Annotated in this window: 12 protein-coding genes and 4 pseudogenes; 8 read left to right on the plus strand and 8 right to left on the minus strand. The window is 46.1% G+C overall.

Annotation, left to right across the window (positions count from 1 at the left end; translation table 11 throughout):
* Positions 1 to 8 precede the first annotated feature (8 nt).
* From TZ48_RS22820 to TZ48_RS22840, 6 genes and pseudogenes are all read right to left on the minus strand, one after another.
* Complete coding sequence (locus tag TZ48_RS22820) at positions 9 to 617, minus strand: CDP-alcohol phosphatidyltransferase family protein (protein ID WP_112480967.1); 609 nt, start codon at positions 615 to 617, stop codon at positions 9 to 11.
* Positions 610 to 1,257: an ATP-binding cassette domain-containing protein gene (locus TZ48_RS22825; RefSeq protein WP_112480969.1), complete on the minus strand. Its 648-nt coding sequence runs from the start codon at positions 1,255 to 1,257 to the stop codon at positions 610 to 612. The genes TZ48_RS22820 and TZ48_RS22825 overlap by 8 nt, the downstream gene beginning before the upstream one ends.
* Positions 1,223 to 2,927, minus strand: a pseudogene (locus tag TZ48_RS22830) (ABC transporter permease). The gene TZ48_RS22825 and the pseudogene TZ48_RS22830 overlap by 35 nt, the downstream one beginning before the upstream one ends.
* A gap of 21 nt (positions 2,928 to 2,948) precedes the next feature.
* A complete protein-coding gene (locus TZ48_RS22835; RefSeq protein ID WP_239671044.1) occupies positions 2,949 to 4,121 on the minus strand; it encodes an ABC transporter substrate-binding protein in 1,173 nt (390 codons plus the stop codon).
* A gap of 270 nt (positions 4,122 to 4,391) precedes the next feature.
* Positions 4,392 to 4,622 carry a hypothetical protein gene (locus tag TZ48_RS24515; protein ID WP_162674699.1) on the minus strand — a complete coding sequence of 77 codons (231 nt, stop codon included), beginning with the start codon at positions 4,620 to 4,622 and terminating at the stop codon, positions 4,392 to 4,394.
* A gap of 138 nt (positions 4,623 to 4,760) precedes the next feature.
* Positions 4,761 to 5,042 (minus strand): hypothetical protein, encoded by a 282-nt coding sequence (locus TZ48_RS22840; RefSeq protein ID WP_112480971.1) that lies wholly within the window; start codon positions 5,040 to 5,042, stop codon positions 4,761 to 4,763.
* Between the two features lie 262 nt (positions 5,043 to 5,304).
* Between TZ48_RS22840 and TZ48_RS22845 the strand changes: the two genes are divergently transcribed.
* The 4 genes and pseudogenes from TZ48_RS22845 (at position 5,305) to rlmF (ending at position 9,649) form a co-directional block, all read left to right on the plus strand.
* Complete coding sequence (locus tag TZ48_RS22845; RefSeq protein WP_112480973.1) at positions 5,305 to 6,576, plus strand: sensor domain-containing diguanylate cyclase; 1,272 nt, start codon at positions 5,305 to 5,307, stop codon at positions 6,574 to 6,576.
* A 245-nt stretch (positions 6,577 to 6,821) separates the two neighbouring features.
* Positions 6,822 to 7,993 (plus strand): annotated as a pseudogene (locus TZ48_RS22850) (D-alanyl-D-alanine carboxypeptidase family protein).
* Positions 7,994 to 8,100: 107 nt separating this feature from the next.
* Positions 8,101 to 8,610: a M48 metallopeptidase family protein gene (locus TZ48_RS22855; protein WP_112480985.1), complete on the plus strand. Its 510-nt coding sequence runs from the start codon at positions 8,101 to 8,103 to the stop codon at positions 8,608 to 8,610.
* The gene (rlmF, locus tag TZ48_RS22860) at positions 8,594 to 9,649 is read left to right on the plus strand and encodes a 23S rRNA (adenine(1618)-N(6))-methyltransferase RlmF (RefSeq protein WP_112480975.1); all 1,056 of its coding nucleotides are present in this window, start codon (positions 8,594 to 8,596) and stop codon (positions 9,647 to 9,649) included. The genes TZ48_RS22855 and rlmF overlap by 17 nt, the downstream gene beginning before the upstream one ends.
* Positions 9,650 to 9,699: 50 nt before the next feature.
* Here the strand turns inward: rlmF and pilW are convergent, their stop codons facing one another.
* Entirely contained in the window at positions 9,700 to 10,425 is a 726-nt protein-coding gene (gene pilW, locus TZ48_RS22865; protein WP_338062296.1) for a type IV pilus biogenesis/stability protein PilW, read from the minus strand.
* Between the two features lie 221 nt (positions 10,426 to 10,646).
* Here pilW and TZ48_RS22870 point away from each other — a divergent pair, with 221 nt between their 5' ends.
* Positions 10,647 to 12,326, plus strand: a complete 1,680-nt coding sequence (locus TZ48_RS22870) for an AMP-binding protein (protein WP_112480977.1) — start codon at positions 10,647 to 10,649, stop codon at positions 12,324 to 12,326.
* A gap of 94 nt (positions 12,327 to 12,420) precedes the next feature.
* Positions 12,421 to 12,672 (plus strand): DUF3081 domain-containing protein, encoded by a 252-nt coding sequence (locus tag TZ48_RS22875; RefSeq protein ID WP_042499564.1) that lies wholly within the window; start codon positions 12,421 to 12,423, stop codon positions 12,670 to 12,672.
* Between the two features lie 49 nt (positions 12,673 to 12,721).
* Here TZ48_RS22875 and metA read toward each other — a convergent pair.
* Positions 12,722 to 13,662: pseudogene (gene metA / locus TZ48_RS22880) on the minus strand (homoserine O-succinyltransferase MetA).
* Positions 13,663 to 13,801: 139 nt separating this feature from the next.
* On the opposite strand from metA, the gene TZ48_RS22885 reads away from it, so the two are divergent.
* On the plus strand, positions 13,802 to 14,206 hold the full coding sequence (locus TZ48_RS22885) for an AAA family ATPase (RefSeq protein ID WP_112480979.1): 405 nt from the start codon (positions 13,802 to 13,804) through the stop codon (positions 14,204 to 14,206).
* Between the two features lie 45 nt (positions 14,207 to 14,251).
* A pseudogene (locus TZ48_RS22890) lies at positions 14,252 to 14,683 on the plus strand (DUF3859 domain-containing protein); the annotation flags it as partial.
* Between the last annotated feature and the right edge of the window lie 85 nt (positions 14,684 to 14,768).

Raw genomic sequence — 14,768 nt, forward strand, 5'->3', positions numbered from 1 at the left:
GATGTTCCTTACTCTTTTAACGTATGAAAGCCAGAATAAATACGTGTAAACGTGGTAAACCAACAGGCAATGCCAAACACAATTGCTATTGGGGCAAAGTACTGCGGAAGCAGGCAAAGTAGCACGAAACAACCAATCGTTTCTGTGCCTTCGGTCAAACCACTCATGTAATAGAGCGATTTGTGCTGATAGACAGGGTTCTCAATGCCACGTTTTCCTGCCATGACGGCAAAGGCTAAAAAGCTGGTGCCCGTCCCGATAAACGAAAAAATGAGAAACGCACCCGCGACGGCATTTTGTTCCGGATTCGCTACCACAAAGCCAAAGGGAATCAATGAATAGAACAAAAAATCTAAGCTGATATCTAAAAATCCACCTGCATCGGTAATCCCTTGTATTCGAGCCAGTGCGCCGTCCAGTCCATCACAGATACGGTTCAGCACAATACACACCAAAGCAAGGTCGTAATGAGCATAGGCAAGGGCGGGGAAGGCTAGGCAACCCAGTGCGAAACCAAACAAGGTGGTTTGATTGGCTGTCACTCCTGCTTGGTCGAGCAGTTTGGCGGATTGAGCCAGTGGCCAGCGAATAACTTTGATACTCAGTCGATCAAGCATGTGTGTTCTCCCATGGCCATGTCAGTACTTGGCTGCCTGGAGGGATATCATCTTCATCATGAGTCACCATCAGAGTCGGGATATTCGCACTCGCAAGCTGCTCCATCACCCAATCACGAAACTGCATTCGCAGCGCTTTATCGAGCTTGCTAAAGGGTTCGTCGAGGAGCGCGACTTTGGGTTTCGCTAATAGCATACGGGTCAAACTGATGCGTGCTCTTTGTCCTCCAGAGAGCTGCTCGGGATAGTGATTGGCTACAGGTGCAAGACGAACTTTATCCAGCGCTTCAAGCGCCTGTTGTTTACGCGCCTCACCCTTAACTTCATTGGGTAGAGCGAAAGCAAGGTTTTCCCATACATTTAGATGTGGAAACAATAAGTCGTCTTGAAACAGGATGCCAACTCGTCGTTTGTGGGGAGCAATGGTATCGATACGCTTATCATCAAGATAAACATGGCCAGTGTAGGTAAAGTCGGGCGCTAGATGACCCGCGACCACATCGAGCAAGGTCGACTTACCACAGCCACTTGGACCCATAAGAGTGAGTATTTCACCGGGGTTGATGGTGAAGTGACAATCAGAAAACAGCACCTCGCCATCGCGCTTACGGATGGTGAGGTTTTCTAGCGAGAGTGTCATTCAATAACAATCCTTTTATTTTAATTCGACGATAGCGAGTGTGATAGCGATTAACAATAACCGCGAGAGTGAAAAACAGTAGCGGCAATAGTGCTTGGAACAGCGCATAAATGGCGGTGACTCGCCTATCAAAGCCACTCGATAAGGCCACCGCTTCGGTGGTGACTGTGGCAATTCTGCCAGCACCGAGAATAAGGTGGGTAAATACTGCGCCAAAGAGACACTGATACCGATAGCCCATGCAAAAACCATAGCGGGTAACAGCTGAGGTAATTTTACATATAGCCAAGTGTGTATCGGGCTTTTGCCGAGGCTCAAAGAAAGCTGAGTAAACGTATTGTTGTAGCCACGCCATGGCCCATCTAAGGCGAGATAAACGTATGGAAAGGCGAAAAATACGTGTGACCAACATACCCACAATAGATAGTGCCCATCACTTAGCATTAACGTCACCACTTGTAACCCAAACAAAATACTGAGCTGAGGGACGAGCATCGGAATAGCAATGACATAACCTGGCACTTGAAGGCGATACTTTATCCGGTATTCGTGACCAATGACGGCAAGTAGCAGGGCGATGGTCGCAGAGATAAGTGCGATGCTAAGGCTTTGTGTCATCACCGACGTCATTCCTTCCCATTCATATTCCCAGAAACGTAATGTATATCGAGAGGGAAATAGATCAGGAAAGCGCCAACGTTGAGCAAATGTCCACAATATGGTGAGTGGTAGCATAGCGGCGACAATGGCAATCAACACAATGAACAGCGACTTTCCTGGCAAACGAACGGCGGTGCGCCCGAATATTGCCAGTGATTGGCAAAGTTAATGGCACAATACTCAATGCCACGAGCGACACCAATCAATATGGATGCTATCGCAAACAGCACGACTGCCCCGGCGCTCGCGCGTGGTAGCAACTCAAGATCCGGATCGTTAAACCACTGCCAAACCAAAACCGCAAACGTGGGTGGGTTGGTTGGACCAATGATCAACGCAACATCTACGACCGATAAGCTGTAGGCAATCACAGCGAGCATTGGGAAACGTAGTTTATTGAACCATTGAGGTAGAATGACCTTCCACCAAGCTGCGGAATGTGAATAGCCTAGGGAGGTTGCGATCTTTAAAGATTCGTTGACCTTGAGCTGGCGTAAAATGGGAATACTCATGAGCAGTAGAAAAGGGACTTCCTTCATCGCCAACATGAGTGTTAGTCCTATACCGTAAGGGTCTTTAACCAGCCAGACCATCTCTTCAATACTGTTTGTCGACTCGATACCCAATAGCTCCACTAACGCTCTCACGCCAAATCCTGTCGGAGCAAATAGAAACGCGAAACCAATAGCAAAGGCGACATGTGGAAGAGCAAGAAGAGGCGATAACGTCAATTCAATTTTATTCCACCAGCGACTGTTCCAATTGCTGGCAAGGATCGCAAAACAGATTACGCAAGCGAGATAACTGCTTACAAGTGCGGTGCCAATGGTGAGCGTGATGGATACTCCGACGCCTTGCCACGCAAAGACTTGTTCAAACCCTTCAAGGGAAAACTCAGTCATACTTAGCGGGGGGATGTATCCAAGAGAGGCCACTACCACTCCAAGAAGCCCTGGAATGGTAGGAATAATGCAGACAACAACCAATGTGGCGTACAACAGTCTTAGCATAATATACGGCTCAATCTCCGGTTAGCTGCCGTAGCGCTTGAGCCACTCTTGCTCAAGCGCGCTTTGCCAGCTCGGATGTGGCTCAGCGACTGACTTAAACTGTTGAGTCTTGGCTGCGCTTCCTTTTAAATATTGTTTATTGAGCACCGATGGATCGCCCCAAATATTGATGTCGCCTTTACGAGACTGCGCTTCTGGACTCAATAAGAAGTTAATCGCCACCAACGCCCCTTCTTTGGCATTGGCATTCCAAGGTATCGCAAGGAAATGGATGTTGGAGAGCGCACCGCTTTCCATTGCATAAGCACTTGTCGTATCACTCAAATTCCCGCTGGCTTGAGCGGAAAAAACCGCATTAGGATTAAATGTGATCGCAAGGTCTAGCTGGCCATCATCAAGTAATTGGATGGTTTCTGCCGTGCCTGCTGGGAACTGTTTTCCGCCGCGCCAAGCGACTTTATGAAATTCGTCTAGATAGTTCCAAAGCGGCTGGGTAACAATGTCAAAATCTGCCTCTGAAACCGGCTTCGCCAAGGAAGGATCGTTGTCAGTGAGCTCGATTAATAGGGATTTTAGGAAACTGGTACCATGAAACTCAGGTGGTTTCGGGTAACTTAGTTTGTTCGGATAGGCTTTTGCATAGTTGAGCATCTCGGAATAGGAGACCGGCGGGTTATTGAGACTTTGCGTGTCGTGGATAAATACCAACTGACCGACACCCCATGGGGCTTCCAAACCTTCAGTTGGCTCAGAGAAATCGCTATCAACAGGTAGAGATTTGTCGACATATTGCCAGTTTGGTAGCGTTGAAACGAATGGTCCGTAAAGTAGGGCGTTATCCTTCATCGATTTAAAGTTTTCGCCGTTGATCCACACCATATCGACGCTGCCACCGTCGCTCTTACCGGCCGCTTTTTCTGCCAATAGGCGTGATCCCGTTTCTGAGATATCGGTCACTTTGACGTGATTGAAGTCTACGCCATATTGAGCCTTTAGTTCTTTACCTGCCCACTGTAGGTAGCGGTTGATTTCTTGGCTACCTCCCCATGCGTGGAAGTAAACGGATTGACCTTCCGCTTGCTTGACGATGTTTTCCCAAGACTTTTCTTCAGCGAAAGCGCTGGATGTGCTGAGCGCTGCAGCGATTAACGCGGCGGAAGAAACCACTGACGTGTTGAACATAGAATTTTTCATGCTGGTGTCCGTATCTTTATAGTGTGTGGCTAACCTTGCCAAAAAATGGATGAAACCATTTAGGTGTAAGTAAATGATAGTAAAGGTTAGAGCACGTTTATCAATACCCTTTGTTCGAACAATAGGGCTATCACAAAATTAGCGTCAACGAACGAGACCGTTGCATAACGTACAAAATTTCAAGGTTTGTTGAAAAAGCCGTGAAAACAACAATGAAACGGCTTTGTTCAGATGCTTTTTGTGGAGAACATTGAGATGGGCATGGTCGAACTATTGCCAATAATGATTCAGAAGACGTTCGACTCGCGTTTTTGAGCAGGTACGATATGAGCGTACTAAATGTCCACTTTCATACACGTCAACTCGGGCATAGTCACATTCCTGTATCTCAGCCTCTGATGAAAGCTCGTCGAGTAGCATACTGAGCTGATAGAACTCAAGACGGGCTTGGCAAAGTGGTGAGCGGCTTTCCCCAGAATAAAGTTTGATCTGTGCTGACATGCTCTGTTGCTCCTTGCATTGGTTCATCGCGACTACAATAGATTCTGCGCCACCGAATTAGATACGATGAAGCAGAAATACAAGACCAGAGCTATAGAGAAAAAATTTCAGCGCACGGTATATGATGTGTCAGAGTCGTTATTTTTCGATAATTTCATTGCGCACCAGGCCACGCCTCACGCTACTACATAGTTTAGCGAAGCGGCGAAACTGCTCAAAGTTTGGTGCTATGCCGCGCACCAATGCACTTTCCCAGTAACTGACATCGGTTTCCACCAACTCCAATAACTTCTTAGGGCACCCAATACAGGTATTGCTGGGGCCACAAACAAAGGTGTCTTGGTCATATAAAGGCAGTTCATCTTTGACTTGTTGAATCAGCAACTGTGTCGCTTCTGCTAGGGTTGGTTTGCGACTCATACAGGGTAACCGGAAAGAAATAGGAGCGATATCATAGGCGATTGACGCTGATGAAAATATTCTCCTTTGGAGTTAAAGCGAACAGTTGTTTGAGATTGTCTCAATTTTGAGTATTCGATTAATAAAGGCTTTGAAGGGTGGGAGAAGATTTTGAATCTGTTGCACTATGTAAGAGAATAAAAATGTGGAGCTGCACGATTGAAGTCTAAGGAATACACAGTTTGGTCATGATTGCGGTTCACGTGCGGTAAGGAGGGAGCCCATGGACAAGCCTATTGCGAGACTCGGAGAGTCCATATCGCGTTTGTTCGACGTGACGCCGATTCCGACCGCAATTACCTGCCCAAAAGGACGTCTTCTTTACACTAACCCTGCGCTTTGCCAATTTCTCGGGTATTCACGTGATGAACTAATGTCTGACGATGTGGTGATGACTCACCCAGATGATTTAGTGCTTAATCAGCGTATTCGCAGTCAATTGAGCCAAGAACCGTTCACTCCAATACAGATTGAGAAACGTTATCGCCATAAAAAAGGCCACACCCTTATTGCTCAGCTCAACATTGCTGCGGATGTTAGTGAAGCTGGAAAAGTGCATCATTTTGTGTCTCAGATCGTTGATATGACAGCGATGAGGAAATCTCATGCAGCGGAGCTACTACTAAACCACATGGTGAAAAAGTGCTCAGATGCAATCTATGTGGCTGAAATGGAATACGGTCACATTCTCAATTGTAACGAGCTTGCTTATAAGAGACTTGGTTACAGCAAAGAAGAGTTGCTTCAGCTATCAGTGATTGATATTAACCCACGATTTAGTAAAGAGACGACGTGGAGCGAGCATGTTAGCCGGATGCGACTCAACGGAGAGGCGTGCATTGAAGCGACTCACAGAAGAAAAGATGGAAAAGAAATTCCCGTTGAAGCCAGCGTAAACATGGTGGAGTTTGATGGACAGCAGTACTTACTAGCCATAGTGCGTGATATTTCTGAGCGAAAAGAGAAACAGCTCAAAGCGATTGAAGCACAAAATCTCGACCCGTTAACTAATCTGCCTAACCGGCGATTGTTGGAATCTCAACTCAAGCAGCTAGCGGGTGAGTGTCGTAATAAAGGCGAGAAAATAGCCTTTATGTACGTAGACATTGATAAATTTAAATCTTTAAACGATCAGTATGGACATATAGTGGGCGACAAAATACTGACCGAGTTTGCCAAACGGTTGCAAGACTTTACCCGGCAGTCTGACTTGGTCGGCCGTTTGGGCGGTGACGAATTTTTGATTGTATTGCCAGGACTTAACAGTCGTGAACATGTGTTGAGCATTGCCCGTCATATTCTACAAGTGACTTCACACCCCATTGATGTCGGTGAGTCTGAACTTATTCCTATTAATGTCAGCTTGGGCGCAACCCTTTGTGATAGCCGAGAACTCAATTGCGTCCGAGCAGTGAGTGTTGCGGACAAAGCGATGTACGTCGCTAAAACGCGTGAAGGTTCCGCTTGTCACTTTCTCGATATAAACCACGACTGAACCAAGTCCCGACTAGTGGTGTTTCTCCCCCAAATGCATTTTATCTCTGAGATGCAGAATTTCTTACAAAAAAACTAAGCCAAGTTGCCGTTTTTATTCTAATTTGTGGATAGAGGTTATCAATTTTTAGCTTCGCATCCTGCTGCATTCTTAAACCACCAATTTGGCGGCGAGGCTTGACCCTCCAAGCTAGCAGAGACGGCGGAGTACTCACATTATAAGGAGTCCGTGAGATGAGAAAACCAATGTCTGTTTTGCTTGCGTCGTTAGCGCTTTGCTCATCGGCGACGGCTTTCGCGTTGGTCACACCAAACCCACCCTCATTGAATGCCAAAGGCTATGTCCTAATGGACTATCAGTCGGGAGAGATCATTGTTGGAGGCAATCAAGATGCTGCTCTCGCTCCTGCGAGTTTAACCAAGTTGATGACGGCCTATGTCGTCGGTATGGAGATAGCATCTGGCCGCACAACATGGGATAGCAAAGTGGCTGTGAGTGAAAATGCTTGGTCGGTTAAGTTTCCCGATTCTTCAAAGATGTTCATTAAGCCGGGTGATGACGTAACGGTTGCCGACTTGATGAGGGGGTTGATTGTTCAGTCGGGTAATGATGCTGCAGTTGCGCTCGCAGAGCATATTGCCGGGACTGAAAATGGCTTTGTTGCACTGATGAATCAGTGGGCCATTAACTTAGGTATGAATAGCTCTCAATTTATCAATGCGCACGGTCTGGATGGCCAAGGCATTCACACCACTCCGCAGGATATGGCGATATTGATGAGACGTATCATCGAGGATGTGCCTGACGTCTATAAGATCTACTCTGAGAAGCGATTTGAGTGGGCTGATATCAAACAGTACAACCGAAATAGACTGCTATGGGACAACTCACTCAATGTGGATGGAGGAAAAACCGGTTATACCTCCGAAGCAGGCTACAGCTTAGTCAGTTCGGCAACACAAGGCAAATGCGACTGATCTCGGTAGTGATGGGTACGCCAAGTGCACAGACCCGGGTTGAAGCTTCGAGACAATTGCTGAACTACGGCTTCCGTTTCTATGAAACAGATCAACTCGCAGAATCGGATGCGACTGAAGTAACGGCAAAAGTATGGAAAGGGTCAAGTACCTCGATTCCATTGGGCTTTGAACAAGATGTTTACGCAACGTATCTTCGAGGCAATAGTCGCGGGGTTTCTAAAGAGGTTGAGGTATTTGCTCCTCTAATCGCACCAATTAATCAAGGCGATATTATCGGCAGTGTCACTTGGAAAGTCGGAAACGATGAAATTGCCACGGAACCTTTAGTCGCTAAATCCACAGTGGAGCAAGGCTCTATTTTCAAACGTCTATGGGATACTGTGGTGCTTTGGTTCAAATCGCTGTTTACTGATACCAAAGATCTTTGGGAGCAATAGACAGTTAAAATTAGAGCGGTAATCACTCGAATTACCGCTCTATTCTTTATTTCATCTTGTTGCCTCGCTAGAATAGCGCGCTCTTTGATAGCAACACCGAAATGGTTATGAGCCCATATCTCAAGTACATATCAGGCTACCCTAAACATCTTATCGAGCAGATCGATGGCATGGTGTCGTCGGGGCGTTTTATTCAATGGTTTGAAAAGCGCTTTGCAGAACGTCATCAAATTAAGAGCGAAAAAGCGCTCTTCGAGTACACCATGGACATAAAGCAGCGTTACATGAAAAAAACGCCGCCTATCTCGAAAGTCATTTGGGATAATAAGATCCATCTCATCAATAATGCGCTCGGCCTGCACACTTACATCTCTCGCGCACATGGTGGCAAACTTAAGGCAAAGAATGAGATACGCATCGCGTCCGTGTTTAAAGATGCGCCTGAACCTCTGCTGCGCATGCTGGTGGTTCATGAACTCGCCCACATCAAAGAAAAGAACCACGATAAAGCGTTTTATCAACTATGTTGTCATATGGAACCTGACTATCATCAGCTTGAGTTCGATGCGCGCCTTTTTATGATCTACAAAGAACTTCTCAATGACTCGTCAAAATAAATTTAATCAACGACCTCGCAAGCAAGACAAGCCTTCGACAATGGTTGTCGACAAGCGTAAAGCGAGCGGACTTCACGTCAACAACAAACACCAAGGCCGCTATGACTTCAAACGTCTGATTGAAGCGGAACCTGGGTTGGCAGACCATGTGGTGAAAAACCCACATGGCGATATGAGCATAGCGTTCTCTAATCCTGAATCAGTAAAAGTACTCAATCGGGCGCTGTTAAAAGCGTATTACGGATTAAGTTACTGGGATATTCCAAGTGGGTATTTGTGTCCACCGATCCCAGGACGCGCGGATTATATCCACAGGCTTAACGAGTGGCTGCAACACGACCTTATGCAAGATCGCCCAGCAAAGGCACGGCTCAAAGTCACAGCGTTGGATATAGGCGTTGGCGCAAACTGTATTTACCCGATTGTTGGTGCGACGCAATACCATTGGAATTGGGTAGGAAGTGATGTCGACGAAGATTCGTTAGAAAGCGCAAAAAACAATGTCACACTCAATGACAAACTGACCAGAAAAATTGAGCTAAGGCATCAAAGTCAAAGTGAACATATTTTTGAAGGTGTGATTCAACATGGTGACGTGTTTGTAGCGACAACCTGTAACCCTCCGTTTCATAAATCGGCAGAAGACGCCCAGAAGGGTACTGAACGTAAAAACGCCAATCTGGCGAAAAATAGACAGCAGCGTGGCGATCAGTTACAGGGCAAAAAAAAGCCAGAGCAAAGGAATGAAGGACTCAATTTTGGTGGTCAAAATGCGGAGCTTTGGTGTCCAGGCGGCGAGGAAGCATTTGTTTTGAATATGGCGAATGAGAGTAAGAAGTTCGCACACCAAGTGATCTGGTTCTCGACCCTGCTTTCTAAGAAAGACAATATTCGTCCATTGCAAAAACACCTAGAGAAGTTGGGGGCGACCCATGTCCTGATCCAAGAAATGGCGCAAGGACAGAAGAAAAGCCGCTTTGTAGCATGGTCATTTATGAGCCACGAGCAACGTTTGGCTGTAAGTGGGCATTTGCTGTAATTCGATTATTGGAGTGAGATCCTCTACAAAGCGAGGGTCTCCACAACCCGTTAATTGTCATTGTTCAAATCATCTAATAACGTTTGATACTTTTCTGCCATTGTTATTTTCCCCACCTTTTGCTCCAAATCACGAAGTACAGTCAAGCTCGGCTTTTGATAGCCAAACCTATGATGGAACTTTAAAAGTCTCGCGCGTGCTTTGTTGTAATCGCCGGCATCAACTTCAATAGCTGCAAGCTGAATGGTCGCGTTGGGTCGATAAGGATCATGCTCTAATGACTTCTCAAAAAACGTTCTCGCATCTGTTGGCTGCTCTGCTTTAAGGGCACACAAGCCAGCGTTCTCATAACTTTCTGCAATTTGGTAGTAATTTGGCTGCTCTGTGGCAGCGATGAGCATTGTTTCAGCTAGATCGTAGTTACCGCGTTTGCAAAGAAAAGTACCGTAGTTGTGGTAGACCTCACCATTACTTGGCGCGACTTTAAGCGCGGTTTGATAAGTATCACTGGCTTGTTCAAACTGACCTACAGCCTCGAAATAATAAGCCATAGAAAGATGGCTTCGGTAATATTTAGGAGCGAATGCGAGCGCTTTTTCGAAGTCTTGTTTGGCACGGCTGTATTGCTCTCTTTGCATGTAAGAGAGCCCAAGTTCAATGCGCGTATCGGCAGCATCCATTGGGGCTGCACTCATCTTAGACTCTTCACTAACTGTCACGCATCCTGATGTGAACAAAATTAAAAGCGTAGATTGCATCGCCAAACTGAGTTTCATTCGTTTTCGCTCATAGATTTATAGATAGCACCATTCTAAAAGCTGGGCTGAACTCAAAGGAAGTGATGGCATGTTGCTGCGACGCACAACACAAACTCTGATCTGCAAACGACATAATCGTTTAGAAAACAAGCGATCAAATTAGAATAATCACTCAATTCTTTAGTCCGAAACTCTTCTTAGATACAGTAGCTAGGTCTAACTATGAAGGGTTGAATTTGATGAGCAATGCGAACTGCAACGGACATAAACCTTGGCTTAAAACTTACCCAAGCGATGTGCCCGAATTTGTAGATGTTGACCAATACAGCAACATTAATGAGATGTTTAAAACGCCTTTTGAGAAGTTTGCCGATAACACTGCGTTTGTGAACATGGGACATTCTCTAACGTATCGTGAATTGAACGAAAAGAGCGATGCGTTTGCGGCCTATTTGCAAACGGAACTTCACGCTAAAAAGGGCGATCGCATTGCACTGATGATGCCAAACCTTCTGCAATATCCTATTGCTATTTTAGGTGCGCTTAAAGCGGGTCTTGTGGTGGTGAATGTGAATCCGCTGTATACGCCGCGTGAGCTTGAGCATCAGCTTCGTGATTCAGGCGCCACCATCATTGTTGCGGTCACCAACTTTGGTAATAGCCTGCAGCAAGTGATTGAAAAGACCAGCATAAAGCACGTGATTTTAACCAGTATCGGTGATGCACTTGCGCCACATAAGCGCACCTTGGTGAATTTTGTCGTGAAGTATGTAAAAAAGATGGTGCCTAAATACAACCTACCGGGTGCCATTTCACTTCGCCGTGCATTGACCGATGGCAAACAAATGACCTTTGTTGAGCCAGAATTAAACCCTGATGATTTGGCATACTTGCAATATACAGGTGGGACAACTGGGCTCGCTAAAGGCGCGATGCTGACTCATCGCAATATTATTGCCAATGTGCTTCAGGTATTTGGGCACTTCGGACCGCGCACCGCAAAAGACCAAGAGCGCGCAGTGACGCCACTACCGCTTTACCATATCTTTGCTAACTCGGTCAGTATGATGCTGATGATGTACATGGGAGGAAGTAACTTATTGATTACTAACCCTCGCGATTTAAACAGCTTCGTTAATGACTTGAGTAAGTATCCGTTTACCATGATCTTTGGTTTGAACACCTTGCTTGCGGCACTTAATAAGCATGAGAAGTTCAAAACGCTCGATTTTTCAAACGCAGAATTTACGATTGCTGGTGGCATGGCGACTCAAAAACATGTTGCTGATGAATGGCAAAAAATCACGGGAATGCCAATCATCGAGGGCTATGGTCTGACAGAATGTTCACCTGTTGTCGCGGGTGGCGTACATACTCAGCAAGCTTACGTAGCGGCCGTTGGCGTACCGTTGCCGAGTACGGAACTGCGCATTGTCGATGAGAAGGGGCAGGCACTTGGTGTGAATCAAGTAGGTGAAATTCAAATTCGCGGCCCACAAGTGATGAAAGGCTACTGGAAGCAAGATGCCGAAACCCAAGCGATCTTCGCAGAGGACGGTTGGCTCTATTCTGGTGATATTGGTCGCATGGACGAGGAAGGTATTTTCTACATTGAAGATCGCAAAAAGGACATGATTTTGGTCTCGGGCTTTAATGTGTTCCCGACTGAGGTTGAAGAAGTGGCCACCCTACACCCGAAGGTGACGGAAGCAGCAGCGGTCGGTGTTCCAGATGATGTGGCAGGGGAACGTGTGAAGTTGTTTGTCGTTGCTAACGGCAACGTGACAGCGGATGACATTAAGCAGCACTGCCGTAAACACTTGACCGGCTATAAAATCCCCACGTTTATCGAATTTAGAGATGAGCTGCCAAAAACCAATGTAGGCAAGATCTTAAGGCGCGAACTGCGCGATCAATAGAACACAAGATTCAGATGGAGCGCCGCTAAACTGGCGCAATACGTACTACTAAGCCACACTTAAAATGTGGCTTTTTTGTTTGAAGGAGATAGCGATGAGAAACGAACTTGATCCCAACAAAATTCTTCGAGCGTATGACGCAGTGATGGAGAACGGTACAGACACCGAATTTGGCAAAATCTACGAAGGCGTTGAAGCCTACTCCGATTACGACGGGTACAACGTTTATATGCGGGGCAATGGTGTAGAACTTAAAGTGGGTTTTCATAATACCTATCACCTTGAATATGACCAAGAGCACTTACGTGATAGCTTTTTAAAGAAAGTGGCGATGTTGGCTAAGTGAGTATGTCTTGCCTCCCTCGAAACGAGGGAGGCGCATACATTGATAGCGATTATTCGTCCTTGGTAAACGCATCTTCACTGAAGTGTTCCAGATCGTATGGCGTTTGTTGGTACACGCAGTAGTTAAGCCAGTTGGAGAACAGCAAATGGCCGTGACTGCGCCAGCTTGCGACAGGCTTATTGTCTGGATTGTTGTTTGGGTAATAGTTGATTGGAATGGCAGGCTCCATACCCTCTCCGAGATCACGCACATACTCATTGTGCAATGTATTGGAGTCATATTCAGGATGACCGGTGACAAACACATTACGCTTATCTTTCGTTGCGGCCAAATACACACCAGCGACATCTGATGTTGCCAAAATATCCAGATCAGTATGAGACTCTAAGTACTCCGGAGAGAAATCAGCGTATCGAGAATGCGGCGCTAAGAAGGTGTCATCAAAGCCACGCAAGATAGGGTGATACGGCTCGTGAATCTCGTGATGGTAAACACCAGAGAGTTTTTCTTTTCGAGTACGTTTCGGCAGGTCGTAAAGTAGCTTAAGGCCAGCTTGGGCAGCCCAGCACACATAGAGTGTAGAGGTGACGTGTTTGCTTGCCCAGTTCATGATGGTTTGCAGGTGTTCCCAATAAATCACATCTTCAAACTGAACCAAACCGAGAGGTGCGCCAGTAATAATCAAACCATCGAAATTGCGATTCTTGATGGTTTCGAACTGACGATAGAAGGTATCTAAGTGCTCCGTTGGCGTATTTTTACTCGGGCGATCGTCAATGCGTAGTAGCTCTACATCAACTTGCAGAGGACTATTAGAGAGTAGCTTAAAAACTGAGTTTCGGTTTCAATTTTCTTTGGCATCAAATTGAGGATCAACACTTTAAGTGGGCGAATTTCTTGGGTCGCCGCACGCGTTTCTGACATTACAAAGATGTTTTCTTGTCGCAATACATTGGATGCAGGCAGTTGATCGGGGATCTTAATAGGCACAGCTTTCTCCCTAAGCTCTGTTTTGGTCTTCTGGACGTCTATACATCTAAACTAACGCAAACGTTATTTCTTGTCGATAATTAATTTTAGCTTACGTCAGACAGTCAGTGTGCTACCAATGCGGGCAAGACAGGGTACAATGCTGCCTTTGCATAAACTGATAGCGGAAACGAGTTTGAAACTAACGCTCATTCGTGGCTTACCTGGCTCTGGGAAAAGCACGTTAGCCAAGACGTTCAATGCGGCTCACTACGAGGCCGACATGTACTTTTTGAATGCCGATGGCGAGTATCATTATGATGCGAGCAAAATCGCCGACGCTCATGCCTGGTGCCAAACACAAGTGGAATCAGCGCTTGCAGCCAACCAAGACGTGGTGGTGGCCAATACGTTTGTTCGTTTATGGGAGATGAAAGCCTACAAAGCACTCGCTAAGCGTTATCAGGCTGAGCTAGAGATCATCGTTTGCCGAGGTTGCTACCCAAATATTCACGGAGTTAGTGATGATGTCATAGCGTCTATGCAAAAACGCTGGCAAGATTAACCCCAACCATTAGCGCAAAAGCGAAAAGAAAATTCACCATGGCGAAAACGTTCACCTGTTGTAGAAATGACCTCTTATGGCATTTACTCTACTTGGGATTCAGGCTCCAAAGATCTCCCTAAGATTCAAGAATTCACGACTATCGTGCCTGCGGATGAGCATATTGAATTTGGCTTTATTGTGAACATCAAAAAGGCAAAAGGGGAGAAGGTTCGATATTGTATCTATCACCCTGGCGTGCTGAGTAAAAAAGGGCAGGTGTTAGCGCCCTTTGATGGTGAAGAACACGTTGGTAGCAATGACTGGGATTTTTACCTTGGTGATACTATTCAGTTACTCGATCCTATCAATGGCCTAGAGAGCAACTTAGGCGATTGGCGTATGGTGATCGAGATGCAAGGCAAAACCATTGCAGAAAAAACCTTTAAAGTCACAGCAAGAGATGAAGGTCAGTTTTGGAAACGTCGCGGTTTTTAGTGTCGGTAAAACTGAATAGCTTTGTTCACCGCGTGGAAGATAAAGCTATCGTTATGGCCTGTGCTGTGAAGTATGGTTGAACTTC

This window comes from Vibrio variabilis, from assembly GCF_003263785.1.
Taxonomy (GTDB): Bacteria; Pseudomonadota; Gammaproteobacteria; order Enterobacterales; family Vibrionaceae; genus Vibrio; species Vibrio variabilis.